This is a genomic window from Micromonospora sp. NPDC002575 (genome assembly GCF_042889525.1).
GTDB lineage: Bacteria > Actinomycetota > Actinomycetes > Mycobacteriales > Micromonosporaceae > Micromonospora > Micromonospora carbonacea.
The window spans coordinates 29107-55603 of sequence record NZ_JBIARA010000011.1 but is presented as its reverse complement, the minus strand read 5'-3'; the positions used below and the strand labels follow the sequence as shown (position 1 = coordinate 55603).

Annotated in this window: 2 protein-coding genes; both read right to left on the bottom strand. The window is 77.2% G+C overall.

The genetic code is table 11. The features are described from left to right. Positions 1-39: 39 nt before the first annotated feature. Positions 40-14946, bottom strand: coding sequence for a type I polyketide synthase (locus ACFYWL_RS17970; protein WP_386973848.1), 14907 nt, complete (start codon positions 14944-14946; stop codon positions 40-42). Between the two features lie 42 nt (positions 14947-14988). Beyond that, complete coding sequence (locus ACFYWL_RS17965) at positions 14989-25257, bottom strand: type I polyketide synthase (RefSeq protein ID WP_386974178.1); 10269 nt, start codon at positions 25255-25257, stop codon at positions 14989-14991. Between the last annotated feature and the right edge of the window lie 1240 nt (positions 25258-26497).

Genomic DNA, 26497 nt, shown 5'->3' with positions numbered 1-26497 from the left:
TCTCGCTCCCTCGTGTGGCACCGGTACGTGTCGCGTGACTCAGGAAAGCCCGAGGTCCCGGTCGACAAGATCGAAAAGCTCCTGGTTGCTGGCGACGCGCAGCCGGTCGGCCACCTCGGCGGCCTCGTCGGGCCGCTCCCCGACGCCCCGGTCGGCGACGCCGAGGCGTTCCAGCAGCCGGTGTAGCCGCATGGTGACCCGGACCCGACCCAGGTCGTCGGTGTCGCGCCGGACGAGGGCGGCCTCCAGCTCGTCGAGTTCCTCGACCGTCGGCAGCGCCTGCACCGACGCCTCGCTGACCAGTTCGCCGCGCAGGTGCTCGGCGAGGGCCTGCGGGGTCGGGTAGTCGAACACCACCGAGCTGGCCGGGTTGAGGCCGGTCTCCCTGGCGAGCCGGCCGCGCAGCTCCACGGCGGTCAGCGAGTCGAAGCCGAGGTCCCGGAACGGCCGGTCGGCCTCCAGGGCGTACGGGCTGTCGTGGCCGATGACCTCGGCGGCGGCGGTGCGGATCAGGTCGACCAGCAGCCGGTTCTGCTCGGCGGCGGTGAGGTCGGCGAGCCGCTTGCGCAGCCCGGTGCGGACCTCGTCGCCGCCGTCGGCGGCCGGGTCGACGCCGGCGCGCTGGGCCGCCACCTCGGGCAGGTCGCCGATCAGGGGCCGGGGCCGGGCGGAGGCGAAGACGGGGGCGAAGCGGGCCCAGTCGACGTCGGCGACGGTGAGCACGGTGCCGTCGCCGGTGATCGCGGCGCGCAGGGCGGCCATCGCGGGTTCCCGGTCGAGCAGGGACACGCCCCGGCGGCTCATCGCGACGGCGTGGTCGTCGCTGACCATGCCGCCGCCGGCCCACGGTCCCCAGTTGACGGAGACGACCCGGGCCCGGCCGGCGGGCCGGGACTGCGCCCACGCGTCGAGGAAGGCGTTGCCGGCGGCGTACGCGCCGTGGTCGCCGACGCCCCACGCGGCGGCGATGGACGAGAAGTAGACGACCAGTTCCAGGTCGTCGGGGTCGAGGAACTCGTCGAGGTGACGGGCCCCGGCGGTCTTGCCGGCGACGACGTCGGCGAGTTCGTCGGCGTCGACGACGCTGACCGGGTTGAGCCGGCCGACGCCGGCGGCGTGCACGACGGCGCGTACGGTCTCGCCGTCGCGGCGCAGGCCGGCGACGAGGGCGGCGACGGCGTCGCGGTCGGCCAGGTCGCAGGCCACGGCGCGGGCGTGCGCGCCGAGGTCGGCCAGCTCGGCGAGGGTGGCGGCGACGCCGGGGGCGTCGGGGCCGCGCCGGCTGACCAGGATGAGCCGGCGCGCGCCGTGCCGGGCCAGCCAGGCGGCGGCGTACGAGCCGATCGCGCCGGTGCCGCCGGTGATCAGCACGGTGTCCGGCGGCTGCCAGGCGGGGGCGTCGGGCCGCTCGGCGCGGGCGGCGCGGGCGAGGCGGCGCAGGTGGCTGCCGAGGGGACGCACCGCGATCTGGTCCTCGGCGTCGGTGTTGGTCAGCGCCCGCAGCAGGTGTTCCCCGGCGGCCGGGTCCAGCTCGGCCGGCAGGTCGAGCAGGCCGCCCCAGTGGGCGGGGTGTTCCAGGGCGGTGACCAGGCCGAGTCCCCAGGTGGTGGCCTGGGCGGGGTGGGCGATCGGGTCGCCGGGGCCGGTGCTGACGGCCTGCCGGGTGAGCAGCCACAGCGGCCCGGTGGGGGCGGCGTCGGTGACGGCCTGGACGAGGGCGAGGTTGCCGGTGAGCCCGGCGGGCACGGCCGGGTGGCGGGGGTGGGGCCGCTCGTCGAGGGCCAGCAGCGACACGGTGCGGGTGGCCGCGCCGGCCGCCGGGGCGAGCAGCCCGGCCAGCTCGGCGCGGGTGACCGTGGCGGGGTCGACGGCGACGGTCCGCACGGTGCCGCCGTGCGCGGCGAGCAGCGCGCCGATCCGGTCGGCGGCGTCGGTGCCCGGGGGGGTGGAGACGACCAGCAGCCACTCCCCCGTGGCGGGGCCGGCGGTGAGGCGGCGCTGCGGCCAGGTGATGCGGTAGCGCCAGCCGTCGACGAGCGCGTCGGTCTGCCGTTGCCGGTGCCAGTGGGCGAGGGTGGGCAGTTGGTCGCGCAGCGGCCGGTCCGGGTCGACGCCGAAGCGGGTGGCGAGGGCATCGCCGTCGGCGTCGGCCACGGCCTGCCAGAACGCCTCGTCGGCGGGACCGGCGACGGGGGCGGCCGGCTCGGCGGTGCGCAGCACGTCGCCGTCGCCGATTGGCCAGTACCGCTGGTGCCGGAAGGCGTACGTGGGCGGGGTGACCGGGTCGGCGGCGGGCAGCAGCGCCGCCCAGTCGACCCGTACGCCGTGGCAGTGCAGCCGGGCCAGCGCGCCGAGCAGCGCCTCGGCCTCGCCCCGGCCGGGCCGCTGGACGCCGGTGACGAGGGTGCGGCCGGCGTCGGGCAGCGCGTCGGCGGCCAGGGCGGTGAGCACGGTGTCGGGGCCGACCTCCAGCAGCGTGGAGACGCCGAGGGAGTGCAGGTGGGCGACGGTGTCGGCGAACCGGACGGCGTCGCGCACGTGCCGCACCCAGTAGTCGGGGGTGCAGATCAGCTCGGGGTCGGCGACCCGGCCGGTCAGGTTGGACACGAGCGGCACGGTCGGCGGGGCGTAGTCGATGCCGGCGGCGACGGCGGCGAACTCGGCGAGCATCGGCTCCATCAGCGGGCTGTGGAAGGCGTGGCTGACGGTGAGCCGCTTGGTGCGTACGCCGAGGGCGGCGAAGTGGTCGGCCAGCTCGGCGAGGGCGTCGCCGTCGCCGGAGACGACCACGGCGGCCGGGCCGTTGACGGCGGCGACGGCGACCCGGCCGGCGTACGGGGCCAGGGTGGCGGCGACGTCGGCCTCGGGCGCGGCGACGGCGAGCATGCCGCCGCCGGCCGGGAGGGCCTGCATGAGCCGGCCCCGGTTGCCGACGAGCGCGCAGGCGTCGGGGAGGCTGAGCACCCCGGCGACGTGGGCGGCGGTGATCTCGCCGACGGAGTGCCCGGCGACGAGGTCGGGGACGATGCCCCAGCCGGCGAGGAGCCGGTGCAGGGCCACCTCGACGGCGAACAGGCCGGCCTGGGTGAAGACGGTCTGGTGGATCAGGTCGGCCTCGGCGCTGCCGTCGGCGGCGAACAGCACCGCCTTGAGCGGGCGGGGCAGGTGCGCGTCGAGGTGCTGGCAGACCTCGTCGAGGGCCTCGGCGAAGGCGGGGAACGTCCGGTACAGCTCGCGGCCCATGCCGGCGTGCTGGGCGCCCTGGCCGGAGAAGAGGACGGCGAGGGTGCCGCCGGGCTCGGCGACGTCCCGGGTGAGGGTCGGGTGGTGCTGGCCGGCGGCGAGGGCCCGCAGCCCGGCCACGTACGCGTCGCGGTCGGCGGCGAGCAGCACGGCCCGGTGCCGCAGGTGGGAGCGGCCGGTGGCGAGCACCCGGGCGACGGCGGCGTCGGTGGTGGTTGCGGCGTCGGCGGTGGCGGCCCGGGTGCCGGCGGCGGTGGCCTCGGCCCAGTCGGCGAGGCGGGCGGCCTGGGCGGCCAGCCCGTCGGCGTCGTCGCCGGAGACCGCCCAGGGCAGCAGCGGCGGCGCGGGCGGCTGCGCGTCGCCGGCCTGCGGCTGCGGCCGGTCGTCGGCGGGTGGGGCCTGTTCGAGGATGACGTGGGCGTTGGTGCCGCTGACGCCGAACGCCGACACGGCCGCCCGGCGGGGCCGGTCCACGGCGGGCCACGGGGTGGGCTCGGCGAGCAGCGCGACCGCGCCGGCCGCCCAGTCGACGTGCGGGGTGGGCTCGTCGACGTGCAGGGTGGGCGGCAGCAGGTCGTGCTGGAGCGCCATCACCATCTTGATGACGCCGGACACCCCGGCGGCGGCCTGGGTGTGGCCGATGTTCGACTTGATCGAGCCGAGCAGCAGCGGCCGGTCGGCGGGCCGGCCCTGCCCGTACGTGGCCAGCAGCGCCTGCGCCTCGATCGGGTCGCCGAGGCGGGTGCCGGTGCCGTGGCCGTCGACGGCGTCCACGTCGGCGGCGGTGAGCCGCGCGTTGGCCAGGGCCTGCTGGATGACCCGCTGCTGGGCGGGGCCGTTGGGGGCGGTGAGCCCGTTGGACGCGCCGTCGGAGTTGGTGGCGGAGCCGCGCACCACGGCGAGGACCCGGCGGCCGTCGCGGCGGGCGTCGGAGAGCCGCTGGAGCAGCAGCAGCCCGGCACCCTCGCCCCAGCCGGTGCCGTCGGCGGCCCCGGCGAACGACTTGCACCGGCCGTCGGCGGCGAGGCCGCGTTGCCGGGCGAACTCCAGGAACGGGCCGGGGGTGGCCATCACGGTGACGCCGCCGGCGACGGCCGCGTCGCACTCGCCGGAGCGCAGCGACTGCACGGCCAGGTGCAGCGCCACCAGCGACGACGAGCAGGCGGTGTCGACGGAGACGGACGGGCCCTGGAGGCCGAAGGTGTAGGAGAGCCGCCCGGAGACGACGGCCGCCACGTTGCCGGTGGCCTGGTAGCCCTCGGTCTCGGCGCGGGCGGCCATCAGCAGCGTGGCGTAGTCCTGGCCGTTGGTGCCGACGAAGACGCCGGTGTTGCTGTCCCGCAGGTCGGCGGGGGCGATGCCGGCGCGTTCGAACAGCTCCCAGCCGGTCTCCAGCAGCAGCCGCTGCTGCGGGTCCATCACCAGCGCCTCGCGCGGGGAGATGCCGAACAGCGCGGCGTCGAATCCGGCGACGTCGGCGACGAAGCCGCCCTCGCGCACGTACGAGGTGCCGGGGGTGTCGGGGTCGGGGTCGTAGATGGCGTCGAGGTCCCAGCCCCGGTCGGCGGGAAACCCGGCGATGGCGTCGCGGCCGTCGGCGACGAGCCGCCACAGGTCCTCGGGGCTGGCGACGCCGCCGGGGTAGCGGCAGCTCATCGCGACGATGGCGATGGGCTCGTCGAGGGCGGCGGCGGCCCGGGTGGGCGCGGCGGCCTGCTCGGTGACGCCGAGGATGCGGTCGGCCAGCCAGCCGGCGAGCAGCGTCGGGGTGGGCCGGTCGAAGACGAGGGTGGCGGGCAGCCGCAGGCCGACGGCCTCGCCGAGCCGGTTGCGCATCTCCACGGCGCTGAGCGAGTCGAAGCCGATCTCCCGGAACGGCCGGTCCGCGCCGATCGCCTCGGCGGAGGCGTGCCCGAGCACGGCGGCGGCGTGCACCCGCACCAGCTCCAGCAGGGTGCGGCGGCGTTCCGGCTCGGCGAGGCCGGCGAGCCGGCCGCGCAGCGGGGACGCCTCGGCCGGCTCGTCGTCGTCGCGGGTGCGGGCGGCGAGGATGCGGGCCACCTCGGGGATGTCCTCGATCAGCGGCCGAGGGCGGGTCATCGCGAACGTCTGGTGGAACCGGTCCCAGGCGATGTCGGCGACGGTGAGGGTGGTGTCGTCGTCGGCGAGGGCGCGGGCGAGCACGGCCACGGCCAGGTCGGGGCGCATCGGCCGGACCCCGGAACGGAACATCTGGTCGGCGGCGCCGTCGGTCTCCAACATCCCGCCGCCGTCCCACGCGCCCCAGGCGACGGCGGTGGCGGCGAGGCCCCGGCGGCGGCGGTCCTCGGCGAGGGCGTCGAGGAACGCGTTGCCGGCGGCGTAGCCGCCCTGGAGGCCGCCGCCCCACACGCCCGCGCCGGAGGAGAAGAGCACGAACGCGGACACGTCGCCGCCGAAGACCTCGTCGAGGTTGGCCGCGCCGGCGACCTTGGCGTGCAGGCCGTCGGCCAGCTCGGCGACGTCGGTGCCGGCGAGCGGGCCGGCGTGGGCCACCCCGGCGGCGTGGAACACGGCGTCGACGGTGACGCCGTCGGCGGCGAGCCGGCCGACGAGGGCGCGCAGCGAGTCGGCGTCGGCCACGTCGCAGGCCGCGACGGTGACGGTCGCGCCGAGGCCGGTCAGCTCGGTCTCCAGCTCGGCCGCGCCGGCCGCCGCCGGGCCCTGCCGGCTGGTGAGCACCACGTGCGAGGCGCCCTCGCGGGCCAGCCAGCGGGCCACGTGCGCGCCGAGGGAGCCGAGGCCGCCGGTGACCAGGACGGTGCCGGCGGGCCGCCAGCCGGGCCGCTGCGGGGCGGGTTCGGCGGCGGCGCGGGCGAGCCGGCGGGCGAACAGGCCGGAGGTGCGCACGGCGACCTGGTCCTCGTGGCCGACGCCGGCCAGGACGGCGGCGAGCCGGCCCCGGGCGCGCCGGTCCAGCTTCGCGGGCAGGTCGACGAGGCCGCCCCACCGGTCGGCGTGTTCCAGGGCGGCGACCCGGCCGAGGCCCCAGACGAGGGCCTGCCGGGGGTGGTCGAGGGGGTCGGCGCGGCCGGTGGAGACCGCGCCGCCGGTGGCGCACCACAGCGGAGCGGTGATGCCGGCGTCGCCGAGGGCCTGCACGAGGGCGAGGGTGCCGGCGAGGCCGGCGGGGACGACGGGCCGCTGCGGGTGGGGAGTCTCGTCGAGGGCGAGCAGCGACAGCACGCCGGTGACGGCGGCGGCGTCGACGTCGGCGAGGCGCGCGGCCAGGGCCGCCCGGTCGGCGTCGGCGACGGCCAGCGGGGTCACGTCCGCCCCGGCCTCGCCGAGGGCCTGCACGACCTGCCCGACGATGGGCTGGCCGGCGTACGCGGCGGGGGCGACGAGCAGCCAGGTCCCGCCGAGGGCGGCGCTGGCGGCGGCGGTGAGCGGCGTCCACTGCACCCGGTAGCGCCAGGCGTCCACGGTGGACTCGTCGCGGCGGCGCTGCCGCCACGAGGACAGCAGCGGCAGGGCCTCGCCGAGCGCGCGGGCGCCGGCGGTGTCGATGCGCATGGCGGCGGCGAGGGCGTCGGCGTCGGCGCGTTCGACGGCGTCCCAGAACTGCCGGTCGGCGGGGTCCTCGGCGGCGGCGGCCGACCCGGTGCGTACGGGGGCCTCCGGCCAGTAGCGCTGCCGGTGGAAGGCGTACGTGGGCAGCGGCAACGCCGGGCCGGTGCGCACGCCGCAGACGGCGTTCCAGTCGGCCTCGACGCCGCGCACGTGCAGCTCGGCCAGGGCAGTGAGGATCCGCTGCCAGCCGCCGGCGCCCCGGCGCAGGGTGTTGACCACGGCCGCCTCGTGCTCGGCGGCGTCGATGGTCTCCTGCATGCCGAAGCTGAGCACCGGGTGCGGGCCGACCTCCAGGAAGACCTGGTGGCCGTCGGCGAGCAGGTTGCGTACGGTCTGCTCGAAGTTCACGGTCTCGCGCAGGTTGCGGTACCAGTAGCCGGCGTCGAGGGTGGTGGTGTCGGCCTGCTCGCCGGTGAGCGCGGAATAGAACGGCAGCTCGGCGGGGCGGGGGGTGATCCCGTCGAGGCTGGCCAGGAGCCGGTCGGCGACCGCCTCGACCTGCGGGGAGTGGGAGGCGTACTCGACGTCGATGCCTCGGGTGCGCACGCCCTCGGCGGCGCAGGCGGCGACGAGGTCGGCGAGGTCGTCGACGTCGCCGGCCACCACGACCGACCCGGGGCCGTTGACCACGGCGACGGAGAGCCGGCCGGCCCACCGCTTGAGCAGGTCGCGGGCCCGGTCGGCGGGCAGGGCCACGGAGACCATGCCGCCCCGGCCGGCGATGTCGACGAGCACCTGGCTGCGCAGGGCGACGATCTTGGCGGCGTCCTCCAGGGTGAGGGCCCCGGCGACGCAGGCCGCGGCGATCTCGCCCTGGGAGTGGCCGACGACCCCGCCGGGGCGGACGCCGAGCGAGCGCCACAGCCGGGCCAGGGAGACCATCACGGCCCACAGGGCGGGCTGCACGACGCCGGAGGCGACCAGCGGCGGGGCGTCCTCGGCCCCGCGCAGCACGCCGGTGAGGGACCAGTCCACCCAGGGGGCGAGGACGGCCTCGCACTCGGCGATGGACGCGGCGAACACCGGGGAGCTGTCGAGCAGGTCGACGGCCATCCCGGGCCACTGGGAGCCGTGGCCGGAGAAGACGAAGACGGGGGCGGTGTTGCGCAGCGCCGTGCCGGTGACGACGCCCGCGACGGTCTCGCCGTCGACCAGGGCGGTGAGGCCCTGGGTCAGCTCGGCCCGGTCCTGGCCGAGCACGACGGCCCGGTGGGCGAACGCCGCCCGGGTGGTGGCGAGGGCGTGGCCGACCTCCGCCGGCTCGACCTCGGGGTGGGCGGCGAGGTGCGCGCGCAGCCGGGCGGCCTGTTCCCGCAGCGCGGCCCGGTCGGCGGCGGAGAGCACGAACGGCACGAGGCCGGCGTCGGCGGCGACGCCGGGCCGGGACTCGGCGGCGACGGCCGGCTCGGGGGCCTGTTCGAGGACGACGTGGGCGTTGGTGCCGCTGATGCCGAAGGAGGACACGGCGGCGCGGCGGGGCCGGTCGACCGCCGGCCACGGGGTCGCCCGCGTGGCCAGGGTCACGGCCCCGGCGGTCCAGTCGATGTGCGGGGACGGCTCGTCGACGTGCAGGGTGGGCGGGACGAGCCCGTGCCGCAGCGCGAGCACCATCTTGATCACCCCGGCGACGCCGGCGGCGGCCTGGGTGTGCCCGATGTTCGACTTGATCGAGCCGAGCAGCAGCGGCCGGTCGGCGGGCCGGTCCTGCCCGTACGTGGCCAGCAGCGCCTGCGCCTCGATCGGGTCGCCGAGGGTGGTGCCGGTGCCGTGCGCCTCGACGGCGTCCACGTCGGCCGGGGTCAGGCGGGCGTTGGCCAGGGCCTGCCGGATCACCCGCTGCTGCGACGGCCCGTTCGGGGCGGTGAGCCCGTTGGACGCGCCGTCCTGGTTCACGGCGGTGCCGCGCACGATCGCGTAGACCCGCCGGCCGTCGCGCTGCGCGTCGGAGAGCCGCTGCACGAGCAGCATGCCGACGCCCTCGCCCCAGCCGGTGCCGTCGGCGGCGGCGGCGAACGACTTGCACCGCCCGTCGGCCGACAACCCCCGCTGCCGGGAGAACTCGACGAACGTCCCCGGGGTGGCCATCACGGTCACGCCGCCCGCGAGGGCCAGGTCGCACTCGCCGGACCGCAGCGCCTGCGCGGCCAGGTGCAGCGCCACCAGCGACGACGAGCACGCCGTGTCCACCGTGACCGCCGGCCCCTCCAGGCCGAACGTGTAGGCGACCCGCCCCGACAGCACGCTGCCGGAGGTGCCGGTGCCGATGTAGCCCTCCACCTCGGCGGGCAGGTCCATCAGCCGGGAGGCGTAGTCGTGGTACATGACGCCGGCGAAGACGCCCGTGCGGCTGCCGCGCAGCCGGTGCGGGTCGAGGCCGGCGGACTCGAACGCCTCCCACGACGCCTCCAGCAGCAGCCGCTGCTGCGGGTCCATCGCCAGGGCCTCGCGGGGGCTGATGCCGAAGAACCCGGGGTCGAACTCCGCCGCCCCGTAGAGGAAGCCGCCGTGCCGGGTGTACGAGGTGCCGCTGTTGGCCGGGTCGGGGTCGAACAGGGTGTCGAGGTCCCAGCCCCGGTCGGCGGGGAACTCGCTGATCCCGTCGCCGCCGGTGGCCAGCAGCTCCCACAGTTGGTCCGGGTTGTCCGCGCCGCCGGGGAAGCGGCAGGCCAGGCCCACGATCGCGATCGGGTCGTCGAGGCCGGTGGCGGTGGTCGCCTCGGCGGGGGCGACGGTGGCGGCCCGGTTGCCGGCGAGTTCCGCGTACACCTGGCCGGCGAGGATGCGCGGGGTCGGGTAGTCGAACACCAGCGTGGACGCCAGCCGCAGCCCGGTGGCCGCGTTGACCCGGTTGCGCAGGTCCACCGCCGTCAACGAGTCGAAACCCAGCTCCCGGAACGCCCGGTCCGCCGGCACGGCGTCCGCGCCGCCGTGCCCGAGGACCTGCGCGACGAGGCCCCGGACGAGGGCGTCGACCTGGTCACGGGCGTCCTGCGGGTCGAGGCCGGCGATCCGGTCGGCCCAGTTGCCGTGGCCGGCCTGCCGGCGGGCGGTCACCGCGCCGAGCAGCACCCGCAGCAGCGACGGCACCCGGCCGGCGGCGACCCGGGCCCGCATGGCCGGCACGTCGAGCACGGCCGGCACGAGGGCGGGCCGCCCGGCGGCGAGGGCCGCGTCGAACAGTTCGAGGCCGGTGTCGGCGCCCATCGGCGAGATGCCGGCGCGGGCCGAGCGGGCCCGGTCGGCGTCGCCGACCGTCGCGGCCATCCCGGCGGTGTCCCACATGCCCCAGGCGAGGCTCGCGGCGGGCAGGCCGGCCTGCCGGCGGTACGCGGCGAGGGCGTCCAGGAACGTGTTCGCCGCCGCGTACGCGGCCTGGCCGGGCGAGCCGAGCACCCCGGCGACGGAGGAGTACACGACGAAGAGGTCGAGGTCCCGCCCGGCGGTCGCCTCGTGCAGGTGCCACGCGGCGGCGGCCTTCGGGGCGAGCACCCCGGCCAGCCGCTCGGGGCTGATCGCGGTGACCACGCCGTCGTCGAGGACGCCGGCGGTGTGCACGACGCCGGCCAGCCGGCCGGTGACCCCGGCGACCAGGGCGGCCACCCGGTCGGGGTCGGTGACGTCGGCGGCGACCACCTCGACGCGGGCGCCCAGGTCGGCGAGCCGCCGCGCCAGCGCGTCCGCGCCGGGGGCGGCCGGGCCCTGCCGGGACGCCAGCAGCAGCGACCGGGCCCCGTACGCGGTGACGAGGTGCTCGGCGACGAGCGCGCCGAGCGCGCCGGTGCCGCCGGTGACCAGGACGGTGCCGTCGCCGAGGGCGGGGGCGTCCCCGGTCGGGGCGGCGGCGCGCACGAGGCGCGGGGTGAGCACGGCGTCGCCGCGCAGCGCCACCTGCCCGCCGGTGCCGGCGGGGTCGTCGGCCACCCCGGCGAGCACCGCCAGCACGCCGGCGTCGACATCGGCGGCGTCGGGGCCGGCGGCCAGGTCGGCGAGGACGATCCGGTCGGGGTGCTCGGACTGCGCCGAGCGCAGCAGGCCCCACACGGCGGCCCCGGCGAGATCGGTGACGGGGTCGTCGTCGCGGGTGGCCACCGCGCCCCGGGTCAGCACGACCAGCCGGGTGTCGGCCAGCGCGTCGGCGGCCAGCCACGCCTGGACCACGCCGAGCACGTCGGCCGTGACCGCCCGGACGGCGTCGGGAAGGCCCGCGGGCGCGGTGCCGGCGGGAAGGCCGGCGGCGGGAGGAGCAGCGGCGGGCACGGGGAGCACGAGGGCGCGCGGCAGCCCCTCCCCCGCCTCGCCGGCGGCGGCCAGCACCGCCGCCACGTCACCGAAGACGGGCAGGTCGACGGCGCACGCCGGGGCGGCCCCGGCGGCGGCGAGCAGCGCCCAGCCAGTGGGCTCCTCGGCGGCCGGCACCTCGGCGACCTGCCAGGCGACCTCGAACAGCGAGCGGGCGGCGACGCCGGGGGCGGTCAGGCCGGTCATCTCCCGCAGCGCCAGGGAGTCCACCGACACCACCGGGACGCCCGCCCCGTCGGTGGCGACGAGCCGCACCGCAGAGCCGTCGCGGGTCAGCCGCACCCGCAGCGCCGTCGCGCCGGACGCGTGCACCTGCACGCCGGAGAACGCGAACGGCACCCGGGGGCCGCCGTCGGCGGCGGCGAGCAGCGCCCCCACCGGGTGCAGGGCGGCGTCCAGCAGCGCCGGGTGCACGCCGAACGCGGCGGCCTGCCCGGCCGCCTCCTCGGGCAGGGCGACCTCGGCGTACACCTCGCCGTCGCCGGTCCACAGCCGGCGCAGCCCTCGGAACGCGGGCCCGTACGCGAGGCCGCGCCCGGCGAGGGCGTCGTACCACTGCGCGAGGTCGACCTCGGTGGCCGCGACGGGCGGCCACACGCCGAGGGCGGGCTCGTGGTCGGCGGCCGGTTCCAGGACGCCCTCGGCGTGCCGGACCCAGCCGGCCTCCGGGTCCTCCTCGGACTGGGCGTGCACGGTCACCGCGCGGGCCCCGCCGTCGTCGGCCGCGCCGACGCGCACCTGCACGCGGACGCCGCCGGCCTCGGGCAGGATCAGCGGGGTGGCGACGGTCAGCTCCCGCACCCGGGCCGCGCCGACCTCGTCGCCGGCCCGCACGACCAGCTCGACCAGGGCCGCGCCGGGCACCACGACGACGCCGGAGACGGCGTGGTCGGCGAGCCAGCCGTGGGTGGCCAGGGACAGCCGGCCGGTGAGCAGCACCATGTCCTCGCCGGCCACGGACACCGCCGCGCCGAGCAGCGGGTGCCCGGCCGCGCCGAGGCCGACGCCGGTGACGTCGGCGATCCGGCCGACCGGCTCCAGCCAGTACCGCTCGTGCGCGAAGGCGTACGTGGGCAGGTCGACCCGGCGGGCCCCGGCGTCGGCGAGCAGGGCGTCCCAGTCGACGGGCAGGCCGTCGGCGTGCAGCCGGGCCAGCGCCTCCAGCAGGGCGCGCGGCTCGGGGCGGTCCTTGCGGGCCAGCGGCACGAGCACGGCGGTCGGGTCGGTGAGGCAGCTCTGCGCCATCGCGGTGAGCACCCCGTTGGGGCCCAGCTCGACGTACGCGCCGACGCCCGCCTCGGCGAGCCGGTCGACGGCGTCGGCGAAGCGGACGGCCTCGCGGACGTGCCGCACCCAGTAGTCGGGGCTGCACAGCAGCTCCGGCTCGGCGACCCGGCCGGTCAGGTTCGACACGATCGGCACGGTGGGCGGCCGGAACGTCAGCCCGGCGGCGACGGCGGCGAACTCGGCGAGCATCGGGTCCATCAGCTCGCTGTGGAACGCGTGGCTGACCCGCAGCCGGTGGATGGGGGTGCCCCGCTCGGCCCAGTGGGCGGCCACCTCCTCGACGGCGGCGGCGTCGCCGGAGACGACCACGGCGGCGGGGCCGTTGACGGCGGCGATGCCGATCCGGCCGGTCACCCCGGCCAGGGACCCGACCACGGACGCCTCGTCGGCGGCGACGGCGAGCATCGCCCCGCCGGCCGGCAGCGCCTGCATGAGCCGGCCCCGGGCCGCGACCAGCGTCGCGGCGTCGGCGAGGGTGAGCACCCCGGCGACGTGCGCGGCGGCCAGCTCGCCGATGGAGTGGCCGACGAGGAGGTCGGGGACGAGCCCGAACGACCCGGCGAGCCGGAACAGCGCCACCTCGACGGCGAACAGGCCGGCCTGGGTGAACACGGTCTGGTGCAGCAGGTCGGCCTCGGGCGTGCCGGCGGCGGCGAACATGACCTCGCGCAGCGGCCGGGGCAGGTGCGGGTCGAGCGCGGCGCACACCTCGTCGAGCGCGGCGGCGAACACCGGGAACGCCTCGGCCAGCTCGCGGCCCATGCCGGGGCGCTGCGCGCCCTGCCCGGAGAACAGGAACGCGACCCGGCCCCGGGGCGCGGCGACGCCGGTGACGACCGGCGCGGCCGGTTCGTCGGCGGCGAGGGCGCGCAGCCCGGCGAGCAGCTCGGCGCGGTCGGCGGCGAGGACGACGGCCCGCCGGTCCAGCCCGCCGCGGCGCAGCGAGGACGCGGCGACGTCGACGGGGCGGGCGTCGGGGTCGGCGTCGACGTGGTCGGCCCAGCGGCGGGCCAGCGCGGCGAGGGACTCGGCGCTGCGGGCCGACAGCAGCACGGGCGACAGCGGCACGGGCGACAGCGGCGGGACGGCGGCCGGCGCGCCCTGGTCGGGCTCCTCGGCGGCGGGGGCCTGTTCGAGGATGACGTGGGCGTTGGTGCCGGAGATGCCGAACGAGGACACGGCGGCGCGGCGGGGGCGGTCCACCTGCGGCCAGGGGCGGGGCTCGGTGAGCAGCGACACGGCCCCGGCCGACCAGTCGATGTGCGTCGACGGCGCGTCGACGTGCAGGGTGGCGGGGAGCCGGCCGTGCCGCAGCGCCTGCACCATCTTGATCAACCCGGCGACGCCGGCGGCGGCCTGGGTGTGGCCGAGGTTGGACTTGACCGAGCCGAGCCACAGCGGCTCCGCCCCCGCCCGGTCCTGCCCGTACGTGGCGAGCAGCGCCTGCGCCTCGATCGGATCGCCGAGGGTGGTGCCGGTGCCGTGCGCCTCGACGGCGTCCACGTCGGCGGGGGCGAGCCGGGCGTTGGCGAGGGCCTGCCGGATGACCCGCTCCTGGGAGGGGCCGTTGGGGGTGGTGAGGCCGCTGCTGGCCCCGTCCTGGTTGACGGCGCTGCCCCGGATCACCGCGTAGACGCGGCGGCCGTCGCGCTGGGCGTCGGAGAGCCGCTGGAGCAGCAGCACGCCGACGCCCTCGGCCCAGCCGGTGCCGTCGGCGGCGGCGGCGAACGACTTGCACCGCCCGTCCGGGGCGAGGCCGCGCTGCCGGGAGAACTCGGCGAACACGCCGGGGGTGGACAGCACGGTGACGCCGCCGGCCAGGGCCAGGTCGCAGTCGCGCTGGCGCAGCGCCTGCACGGCGAGGTGCACGGCGACCAGCGACGACGAGCAGGCGGTGTCGACGGTGACGGCCGGCCCCTCGAGGCCGTACGTGTAGGCGACCCGGCCGGAGACGAGGCTGCCGGAGTTGCCGGTGCCGAGGTAGCCCTCGACGCCCTCGGGCAGGTCCAGCACCCGGGAGGCGTAGTCGTGGTACATCACGCCGGCGAACACGCCGGTGCGGCTGCCGCGCAGCCGCTGCGGGTCCAGGTCGGCGGACTCGAACGCCTCCCACGCGCTCTCCAGCAGCAGCCGCTGCTGCGGGTCCATGGCAAGCGCCTCGCGGGGGCTGATGCCGAAGAACGCGGGGTCGAACTCGGTGGCGTCGTAGAGGAACCCGCCCTGGTCGGTGTACGAGGTGCCCGGGTTGTCCGGGTCGACGTGGAACAGCCGCTCCAGGTCCCAGCCCCGGTCGGTGGGGAAGTCGCCGAGCCCTTCGCGGCCGGCGTCGACGAGGTCCCACAGGTCGTCCGGTCCGCGTACGCCGCCGGGGAACCGGCAGGCCATGCCGACGACGGCCATCGGCTCGCGGTCCTTCGCCTCCACCTCGCGCACCCGCCGCCGCGCCTCACGCAGGTCGGCCGTGGCACGCCGGAGGTAGTCGAGGAACTCCGCCTCAGTGGGCATCGGGCCACTCCGTATCGGGATCAGACGTCCGGGACATCCGGGTCAGGCCGTTCCGAGCTCGTCGTCGAGCAGGTGGAAGATCTCCTCCGCCGTGGCGGAGGCGAGCCCGCCGGTGCCGTCGTCGGCGGCGTCGGCCTCGGTGTGCGTCCACGCCGACAGCAGCTCCCGCAGCCGGTCGGCGACGGCGGCACGGTCGGTGTCGTCGTCGGCGACGGCCCGCATGACGGTCTCCAGCTTGCTCAGCTCGCCGAGCACCGACAGCGCGGAGGTGCTGCGCTCGGCGAGCAGCGCGCCGCGCAAATAGCCGACGAGGGCGGTGGTGGTGGGCCGGTCGTAGACGAGGGTGGACGGCAGGCGCAGCCCGGTGGCGGCGGTGAGCCGGTTGCGGAACTCCACCGCCGTCAGCGAGTCGAAGCCCAGCTCCACGAAGCCCTTGTCGGCGTCGATGTCGCGCAGCGACGCGTACCCGAGGACCGCCGCCGCGTGGGTGCGGACCAGGTCGGACAGCATCCGGTCGCGCTCGGCCTCCGCGGTGGCGGCGAGGGTGTCGCGCAGCGCCGCCGCCGCGTCGGCCGCCGGGGCCGCCGCCGGCGCCGCCGCGCCGGCCGGGCGGACCAGGCCGTGCAGCAGCCGGGGCAGCGCCGGCCCGAGCCGGCCGAGCACCCCCAGGTCCAGGGCGACGGGCACGACCACCGGGTCGGCGTGGCGCAGCCCCTCGGTGAACAGCTCCATGCCCTCGTCGGCGTCGAGCGGGCGGAAGCCGCCCCGGCTCATCCGCCGCTCGTCGACGTGGCCGGGCCGCCCGCCGGGCAGGTCCGGGTTGGCCCACGGCCCCCACGCCATCGACGTGACGGCGAGCCCGCGCGAGCGCCGGTGGTGGGCCAGCGCGTCGAGGAAGGCGTTCGCGGCGGCGTGGTTGGCCTGCCCGGGGCCGCCGAACAGCCCGGACGCCGACGAGAACAGCACGAACGCGGCGAGGTCCAGCTTCTCGGTCAGCTCGTGCAGGTGCCAGGCGGCGTCCACCTTCGGCCCGAGGACGGCGTCGAAGCGGGCCGGGGTGAGCGCCGGCAGCACCCCGTCGTCGAGGACCCCGGCGGCATGCACGACGCCGACGAGGGGCCGGTCGGCGGGCACCTCGTCGAGCAGCACGGCGAGCGCGTCGCGGTCGGTGACGTCGACGGCGACCACCTGCGCGGCGACGCCGAGGCCGGTCAGCTCGGCGACGAGGTCCGCCGCGCCGGGGGCGTCGGGGCCGCTGCGGCTGGCCAGCAGCAGCCGGCGTACCCCGTGCCGGGTGGCCAGGTGCCGGGCGACGAGCCGGCCGAGCGCGCCGGTCGCGCCGGTGACCAGGACCGTGCCGGCGGACAGGTCGGGGGCCGCCGCGTCCGGCGACGGCGGGGCCAGCCGGGCCAGCCGGGGCGCGCGGAGCTGCCCGGCGCGGACGGCGAGCTGCGGCTCCCCGGTGGCCAGGGCCGCCGGCAGCGCCGCCGCCGACCGGGGGTCGTCGTCAAGGTCAAGCAGGACGATCCGGCCCGGGTGCTCCGACTGGGCGGAGCGCACCAGGCCCCACACGGTGGCGGCGGGCAGGTCGGTGAGCCGGTCGTCGGCGGCGACGGCGACCGCGCCCCGGGTGACCACGACGAGCCGGGCCGCCTCCAGCTCCGGCCGGGCCAGCCAGTCCTGGGCCAGGGCAAGGGTCTCGTGGGCGGCCAGGCGCGCGGCCCGCGCCGGGCTCGGCTCGTCGGCGCGCAGCCCGGTGACGGCGGCGAGCACCGCGTCGGGCCGGGCCGCGCCGCCGGCCACGGCCTCAACCAGGTCGTCAAGGCTCGGGTACGCATCGACGCCCGGCCACCCGACGCTCCCTCCGGCGGCGTTGACGCCCGGCCACCCGACGCCGAGCGCGGCGAGCGCGGCGGGCCGGCCGGCGGCCGGTTCCGGGGCGACCCAGTCGAGGCGGTGCAGGGACCGGTTGGTGGTGCGGCGGGCGGCGCTGAGTTGGTCGGCGGTGATCGGCCGCAGCACGAGGGCGTCGAGGGAGGCGACGGGCACGCCGCCGGTGTCGGTGACGGTGGCCGCCACCGAGCCGTCGGCGGCGGTGAGCCGCACGCGCAGTTCCCGGGCCCGGGTGGGCGCGATCGCCACCCCGGTCCAGGAGAACGGCAGCCCCGGCTGCGCGCCGCCGTCGGCGCCGGTGCTGCCGTTGGTGGCGCTGCCGTCGAGGGCGCTCGCGCCGATGGCGTGCAGGGCGGCGTCGAGCAGGGCCGGGTGCACGGTGAACGGGGCGGCGTCGCCGGGCGCGTCGGCGTCGAGGGCGACCTCGGCGAGGAGGTCGTCGCCGTGCCGCCAGGCGGCGCGCAGCGCCCGGAACACGGGGCCGTAGTGGTAGCCCCGCTCGGCGAGGTGTGGATACAGGGCGTCGAGGGCGATCGGTTCCGCCCCGGCCGGGGGCCACGCGGCGGCCGGGGCGACGGTGACCGGGCGGGTGGGGGCGAGCAGGCCGTGGGCGTGCCGCTGCCACTGCCGGACGGCCGTGGTTCCCGGCTGGTCGCCGCCGTCGCCGACGGCCGGGTGGGCCTCGCCGACGCACGAGTGGACGGAGACGGGCCGCAGGCCGTCCTCGCCGGCCGCGCCGACGCGGACCCGCAGGTCCACGCTCCCCTCCTCCGGCACGGCGAGCGGGGCCTCGAGGACCAGCTCGGTCACGTGGGCGGCGTCGACGTGCCGGCCGCTGAAGGAGGCCAGCTCGACCAGCGCGGTGCCGGGCAGCAGGACGGTGCCGAGCACGGCGTGGTCGGCGAGCCACGGGTGGGTGGCCAGGGAGATCCGGCCGGTGAGCAGCAGGCCCTCGTCGCCGGGCAGGTCGGCCACGGCGCTGAGCAGGGGGTGGTCGGCGGCGTCGAGGCCGACCGCCGGCAGGCCGGCCCGGCTCGCGCCGCTGCCCTGCAACCAGTACCGGTCCCGCGCGAACGGGTAGGTGGGCAGGTCGAGGGTCGCCGCCGCGGCGAGGACCCTCGTCAGGTCGACGGGCAGGCCGATCGCGTGCGCGGTGGCCAGGTTGGTCAGCAGCCGGGCCGGGTCGTCGTCGCCCCGGCGCAGACTGCCGATCGTGTGGCCGGTTGCCCCGGCGTCGTCGAGGATCGCCGTGACCGGCATCGTCAGCACCGGGTGCGGAGAGATCTCCACGAACACGGTGTGCCCAGCCGCGAGCGCGACCCGGACGGCCGCATCGAACTGGACGGTCTGCCGCAGGTTGTCGTACCAGTAGTCCGCCGTCATGCTCCCCGGCTCGACCCAGTCACCCGTCAACGTCGACACGAGCCGGGTGTGACCGGGCTGCGGAGTGACGTCGGCCAGGTCGGCGCGCAACCGCTCCGCCACCTCCTGCACGGACGGCGAGTGCGACGCGTAGTCCACCGGGATCAACCGCGCCCGGATCCCGTCGGCCTGACACGCCTGCACGAGGTCCGCGACAGGCTGCGGCGGACCCGAGACGACCACCGTGCCGGGCCCGTTCACGGCCGCCACGCCCACACCCGGGAACCCCGCGAGGCGTGCGGTCACCGCGGCGGCGGACAGGTCCACCGACGCCATCGCACCGCTGCCCCGCAACACGGCCAGGGCCCGCGACCGCAACGCCACGGTCTTCGCCGCGTCCTCCAGGGACAGAATCCCCGCCACACACGCCGCGCCGATCTCACCCTGCGAGTGGCCGATCACCGCCTGCGGCACCACGCCCGCGTGCTCCCACACGGCGGCCAGGGCGACGCCCACGGCCCACAGGACCGGCTGCACCACCTCCACCCGCTCCAGCCACGACTCATCCCCGCCCGTCAACACCGACACGAGATCCACGTCAAGGTAGGGAGCGAGGGCCCGCTGACACTCCGCAAGGCGCGCGTCGAACACCGGCGCACGACCGACCAGACCGGCGGCCATGCGTGCCGACTGCGCACCCTGACCCGGGAACACGAACACCGGACCCGCACCCGACGACGCGGCCACACCCGACACCACGTTGCCCGCCGGCTGGCCCGCAGCCAGGGCGTCCAGCCCTGACAGCAGCTCGGCGACACCCGACCCGACCACCGACGCCCGCTGGTCGAACGTGGCGCGGGTAGTAGCGAGGGACCAGGCCAGCGCGGCAGGGTCGAGCCCGTCGCGGTCGCGGACGTGGCGGGCCAGGCGGGCGGCCTGGTCGCGGAGCGCCGCCGCCGACCGGGCCGACACCGGCCACACGAGGACGTCCGCGTCGACCAGCCCGGGCGCGGGGGCCTCGACCGGTGCGTCGGCGGGTTCCTCCGGCTGCTCAACGATGACGTGGGCGTTGGTGCCGGACATGCCGAACGACGACACCGCCGCCCGACGCGCCCGGTCCACCACCGGCCACGGACGCGCCTGCGTCACCAGATCCACCGCACCCGCCGACCAGTCGATGTGCGGCGACGGCTCATCCACATGCAACGACGCCGGCACCACACCATGCCGCATCGCCTGCACCACCTTGATCACACCCGCCACACCCGCCGCCGCCTGCGCATGACCAATGTTCGACTTGATCGACCCCAACAACAGCGGCCGGTCGCCGGGACGGTCCTGCCCGTACGTCGCCAGCAACGCCTGCGCCTCGATCGGATCACCAAGCGTCGTCCCCGTGCCGTGCGCCTCCACCACGTCCACGTCCGCCGTCGACAACCCCGCGTTCGCCAGGGCCTGCCGGATCACCCGCTGCTGCGACGGACCATTCGGCGCCGTCAGGCCGTTCGACGCCCCGTCCTGGTTCACCGCGCTGCCCCGCACCACCGCCAGGACGCGGTGGCCGTTGCGGCGGGCGTCGGAGAGCCGCTCGACGAGGAGCATGCCGACGCCCTCGGACCAGCCCGTCCCGTCGGCCGACGCCGCGAACGACTTGCACCGACCGTCGGCGGCGAGGCCCTGCTGGCGGGAGAACTCGGCGAACGTGCCGGGGGTGGCCATCACGGTGACGCCGCCGGCCAGGGCCAGGTCGCACTCGCCCCGGCGCAGCGCCTCGCCGGCCAGATGCAGCGCGACCAGCGACGACGAGCAGGCCGTGTCGACGGTGACGGCCGGCCCCTCCAGGCCGAGGGTGTACGCGACCCGGCCGGAGATGATGCTGTGCGCGGCACCGGTCATCAGGTATCCCTCGGTGCCCTCGGGCACCTCGGTGAGCCCGGTCCCATAGCCGGAGGTGGACGCGCCGACGAAGACGCCGGTGCGGCTGCCCTTCAGGGTGCCGGGGTCGAGCCCGGCCCGCTCCAGGACCTCCCAGGACGCCTCCAGGGTCAGCCGCTGCTGCGGGTCCATGGCCAGGGCCTCGCGCGGGGAGATGCCGAAGAACGCGGGGTCGAAGGCCGGGACGTCGTAGAGGAAGCCGCCGGCCGGGGCGTAGCCGCTGTCCGGGGTGGGGGTGTCCCAGCCCCGGTCGGTGGGGAAGTCGCCGATGGCGTCGACGCCGTCGGTGACGAGCCGCCACAGCTCCTCGGGGCTTCGGGCGTCGCCGGGGTAGCGGCAGGCCATGCCGACGATGGCGATCGGCTCGTCGGTGCTCGCGGCGACGCGTGCCTCGGCGGGCGCGGCGGCGGTGCCGCCGAAGGCGGTCTCGCGCAGGTGCCGGGCCAGGTCGGCGGGGGTGGGGTGGTCGAAGACGAGGGTGGACGGCAGGCGCAGCCCGGTGACCTCGTTGAGCCGGGTACGCAGGTCCACGGCGGTGAGCGAGTCGAAGCCGAGGTCGGCGAACGGCCGGCCGCGCAGGTCGTCGGCGGTGGCGTGGCCGAGGACGCGGGCGGTCTGCGCGTTGACGATGCCGAGCAGTTCGCGTTCCTGCTCGGCCTCGGGCAGGTCGGCGAGGTGGCGCAGGGCGTCGGCGACGCCGGCCGGGGCGGCGGCGGCCTCGGCGTCGGCTTCGGCGAGGGCCCGCACCTGGGGCAGCTCGGACAGCAGCGGGCTGGGCCGGGTGAGGGTGAACGCCGGGTGGAAGCGGGCCCAGTCGACGTCGGCGACGGTGACGCAGGGGGTGGGCCGGCGCACCGCCCGGTCGAGGGCGACGAGGGCGTGCTGCGGGTCGATGGTGGGCAGGCCCATCCGGTGCAGCGCCTCGGTGGCGGTGTTCTTGGCGGCCATGCCGTCGGCCCCGCCCCACGCGGTCCAGGACACGGCGGTGGCGGCGAGGCCCCGGTCGCGGCGGTGCACGGCGAGCGCGTCGAGCAGCGAGTTGCCGGCCCCGTACGCGCACTGGCCGGCGCTGCCCCACACGCCGGAGATGGAGGAGAACAGCAGGAACGCGGTCAGCGGCCGGTCGGCGAGGCAGTCGTGCAGGTGCAGCGCGCCGAGCACCTTGCCGGCGACGACGTGGGAGAACTCGTCGAGGGTGGTGCCGGTGAGCGGGGTGAGCTGGTCGGTGCCGGCGGCGTGCACGACGGCGGTCAGGTCGGGCAGCGTGTCCAGCAGTGCGGCTACGGCGTCCCGGTCGGTCACGTCGCAGGCGGCGGCGGTGACCCGCCCGTCGTCGGCGTAGGAGTCGAGAAGGCCGGGGGTGGCGGCGCCGCGCCGGCCGACGAGGACGACCCGGCGGGCCCCCTTGTCGAGCAGCCAGCGGGTGACGTGGCCGCCGAGCGCGCCCGTGCCGCCCGTGACCAGGACGGTGCCGTCGGCCCACCAGTCGGCGGCGGGCCGGTCGGGGGCGGCGGCCGGGGCGAGCCGGCGGCCCCAGACGCCGCCGGGGCGGACGGCAACCTGGTCCTCGCCGCTGCCGCCGGCGAGGACGGCGGCGAGCCGGCGCAGCACGCTCTCGTCGGGGGTGGCCGGCACGTCGACGAGGCCGCCCCAGCGGTGCGGCTGCTCGACGGCGGCGGCCCGGCCGAGGCCCCACACGAGGGTCTGGAGGGGATGGTCGACCCGGTCGGCGGGGCCGGCCTTGACGGCCCCGCTGGTGACGCACCAGACGGGCGCGGCGACGTCGAGGTCGGTGAGAGCCTGGAGCAGCACGAGGGTGGTGGCGGCGGCGAGGCTCGTCCCGGGGTGGGCGGGCAGCAGCGCATCCTGGCCGGCGACGAGGTGCAGCACCCCGGCGACGGGCGCGTCGCCGACGGCGGCGCGCAGCCGGTCGGCGAGCGCGGCCCGGTCGAGGTCGTCGGCCCCGACGCGCAGGGTCGCCGGTTCGTCGCCGCCGGCCCGCAGCAGGCCGGCGAGGCCGTCGGCCCAGGCGGGGTCGGCGTCGGCGGGCAGCACGAGCAGCCAGCGGCCCGCCGGCCGGTCACCCTCGGCGACCGGCACGGGCTTCCACACCACCTGGTACGACCAGCCGTCCGCCACGTTCGAGTCGTGCCGGTCGCGTCGCCAGGCGGCGAGGACGGGCAGCGCGGGCAGCAGGGCGTCCACGGGGTCGGCGTCGCCGGCCGGGGCGGTGCCGAGCTGGTCGCGTAGCGCGTCGACGTCGGCCCGTTCGACGGCCGCCCAGAACGCGGCGTCGGCGGTGGACTCCGTGCCGGCGGGGGCGGACAGGGCCGTCAGGTCGGGCCAGTACCGCTCGCGGTGGAACGCGTACCCGGGCAGCCGGACCCGGCGGGGGTCGGTGCCGGCGAACAGTTCCCGCCAGCCGACGGGCACGCCGGCCACGTGCAGCTCGGCGAGCGCGGTGAGCAGGGACGCCGGCTCGGGGCGGTCGCGGCGCAGCAGCGCCACGGCGGCGGCGGGGTCGGCGTCGGGGCCGACGATCTCCCGGGTCAGGGCGGTGAGCGCCCCGCTGGGGCCGACCTCCAGGTACGTGCCGACGCCGTGGGCGCGCAGGGCGCGTACGCCGTCGGCGAAGCGGACCGCCTCGCGCACGTGCCGCACCCAGTAGTCCGCAGTACGGATCGCCACCGGATCGGCCAGCTCACCGGTCACGTTCGACACGACCGGCAGAGCCGGCGCACGCAAATCCAGCCCCGCGACCACGGCCGCGAACCCGGCCAGCATCGGCTCCATCAACGGGCTGTGGAACGCGTGGCTGACGGTCAGCCGCCGCGTCTTCACCCCACGCCCGGCCCACAACCCGGCCACCTCGTCCACGGCCGCCTCCGCACCGGAGACGACCACGGCGGCCGGACCATTCACCGCGGCGATCCCCACCGGACCGGTCACCCCGACGAGGGACTCGACCACCGATGCCTCGTCAGCGGCGACGGCGAGCATCGCCCCGCCGGCCGGCAACGCCTGCATCAACCGACCCCGCGCCGCGACCAACGCCGCCGCGTCGGCGAGGCTGAACACCCCGGCGACGTGCGCGGCGGTGATCTCGCCGACCGAGTGGCCGATCAGCACGTCGGGGGTGACGCCCCAGGATTCCAGCAGCCGGTGCAGCGCCACCTCGACCGCGAACAACCCGGCCTGGGTGAACACCGTCTGGTCCAGCAACGCCGCCTCGGGCGTACCGGCGTCGGCGAACAGCACCTCCCGCAACGGCCGAGGCAGATGCGCGTCGAGCGCCCCGCACACCTCGTCCAGGGCCTGCGCGAACACCGGGAACGCGACGGCCAGCTCCCGACCCATGCCGGCACGCTGGGCGCCCTGCCCGGAGAACAGGAACGCGAGCTGCCCGCCGCGCGGGGGGCCGGTGACGAGGCCGGGGGCGGTGTCGCCGGCGGCGAGCGTACGCAGGTCGCGCAGCAGGTCGGCGCGGTCGGCGGCGAGGACGACGGCCCGGTGCTCCAGCGCGCCCCGGGTGGTGGCCGACGACCAGCCGAGGTCGGTCAGCCGGGCCCCGGCGGCGTCGGGGTCGCCGTCGAGCCAGTCGGCCCAGCGGCGGGCCTGGGCGGTCAGCCCGGCGGCGTCCCGGGCGGACAGCAGCACCGGTACGCGGCCGGCGGTCGCCGCCGGGGCGGGTACGGCGGGCGGGGCGTCGGTGGCCACCTCGGCCGGGGTTGGGGCCTCTTCGATGATGACGTGGGCGTTGGTGCCGCTCATCCCGAACGAGGAGACGCCCGCGCGGCGGGCCTGCTCCCCCGCCGGCCAGGGCTGCGCCTCGGTGAGCAGTGCGACCGCGCCGGCCGTCCAGTCGACGTGCGGGGTGGGCTCGTCGACGTGCAGGGTGGCCGGCAGGGTGCCGTGGCGCAGGGCCATCACCATCTTGATGACCCCGGCGACGCCGGCGGCGGCCTGGGTGTGGCCGATGTTCGACTTGACCGAGCCGAGCCGCAGCGGCCGGTCCGCCGGGCGGCCCTGCCCATACGTGGCGAGCAGGGCGGTGGCCTCGATCGGGTCGCCGAGGCTGGTGCCGGTGCCGTGGGCCTCGACGGCGTCCACGTCGGCGGGGGTGAGCCGCGCTCCGGCCAGCGCCTGGAGCACCACCCGCTGCTGGGCGGGGCCGTTGGGGGCGGTCAGCCCGTTGGACGCGCCGTCCTGGTTGACGGCGCTGCCCCGCACCACGGCGAGGACGGGGTGGCCGTTGCGGCGGGCGTCAGACAGCCGCTCGACGAGCAGCACGCCGACGCCCTCGCCCCAGGCGGTGCCGTCGGCGGCCCCCGCGAACGCCTTGACCCGGCCGTCGAGGGCGAGGCCGCGCTGCCGGGAGAAACCGATGAACGCGGCCGGGGTGGACATGACGGTCGCGCCGCCGGCCAGCGCGAGGCTGCACTCCCCCTGCCGCAGGGCGTGGCAGGCCAGGTGCAGCGCCACCAGCGACGACGAGCAGGCGGTGTCGACGGAGACGGCGGGCCCCTCCACGCCGAGCACGTACGAGATGCGGCCGGAGACGACGCTGGCGGCGGTGCCGGTGAGGACGTATCCCTCGACGCCCGGCGGGGGTGACTGGAGCAGCGCCGCGTAGTCCTGGCCGGTGGTGCTGGCGAAGACGCCGACCTGGTGGCCGCGCAGCGTCGCCGGGTCGATGCCGGCGTGCTCGAACGCCTCCCAGGAGGTCTCCAGCAGCAGCCGCTGCTGCGGGTCCATGCCCAGCGCCTCGCGGGGGGAGATGCCGAAGAAGCCGGCGTCGAACTCGGTGGCCGAGTCGAGGAAGCCGCCCTGCCCCACGTAGGAGGTCCCGGGGTGGTCGGGGTCGGGGTGGACGAGCCGGTCGAGGTCCCAGCCCCGGTCGGCGGGGAAGTCGGAGATGGCGTCGCGGCCGTCGGCGACGAGCCGCCACAGGTCCTCGGGGGACCGCACGCCGCCGGGGAACCGGCAGCCGATGCCGACGATGGCGATGGGCTCCCGGTGGGCCGCCTCCAGCTCGCCGAGTTTTCTCTTCGTCTGGTGGAGATCCGCGGTCACCCATTTCAGGTATTCCCGGAGAGTGTCCTCAGTCGCCATTAGCGCCACCTTTTCGGGCCGGAACAAACAGGCGACCCAATACCGTCCACAGACGCCTCAAGCCGCGACACCAAGGCCCATCAAGCCCGACCACGAATTGCATTAACCAACAGTGTTGACAGCACTCACCAGGTCTTACTTACCGGAGGAAGGTAAATGTCGACCGGCGGCGGTCACAACCCCTACGGTGCCCCTACGGTCGCCCCTACCAGAACCAGGTGCGGACCGGCCGCAGGCTGGGCCGGGGCCGGCCCGAGGGGGCCGCCGGGCGCACGGGCGGGGGCGGCCACGACGGGGGCGGCCACGGAGCGCCGGCGACTTTCGGCCAGCCGGAACACGGCCCGGGCGGCGGCCGGGCGCGCGGGCCCTCCGATCGCGCCGATCCCCCCGATCTCGAACAATGGGCGGCCGGCCTTGGGAGAATTGGTGAGGCCGCCCTTGTCCTTTTCCGATTGCGCCGGGCTCCGACGCCCCTCGCACCGCCGCGCCGGGCGCTCCGGAGCCCACCGCCGGCCGTCCGGCGCGGCATTTCCCGGGGGCGGGGATCGCCGGGACCGGCGTCGGGGCCGGGACGCGAGGCTCACGGACGGCCGGCGCGCAATTCCCACCTTCAGGCATTGCGAATACAGGCCGAAAGACCACCCGAAGAGACTTTCACAATATGAAAGAATACTGTGACCCACGTCACGTTTAAACCGAGAAATGGCGTTCTCGGGTACTGCCCCGCCCACCCCGGTCCACCCCGACCGCCGAGGTGGCGGCGCATTTCGCCGTCGGCTCGGCACATCTCGGGACAGGTGCGTCGAATGAATCCGCCCTTGACGGATTCGCGGCAGCCCAGCAATGTGGCTGGAGGCGACAGCATTACCTCGAATGGGAGGAAATCGTTGGCGATGTCGACCGGGCGGCACGCTGCCGGCGGGCGTACCGATGCACGGTGCTCCCGACTGCCGGGCGGAAGGCCCCCGCGTCCCACCGAGCGCGTTCGCCGGGCGCGGCCGGAACATCCGACCGGCGACGAGCCGCACCTGTCCACCTGAGCCACCTGGTTACCTGGTTACCTGAGCGACCTGCCCGCCCGAAGTCCCTGAGCGCCGGCGCCCGCGGCGACGCCCGCGACCCCCACGTGTGTTCGGCCTGCGCCGCTCGGCGCGGTCCTGCGCGATGCCCGAACCTCGCCTTGTTGATCCACCTCGGCGGCCACCTCCGCCACGCGTATCAACCCGCCCGCATCCATCGGGCTGGATCC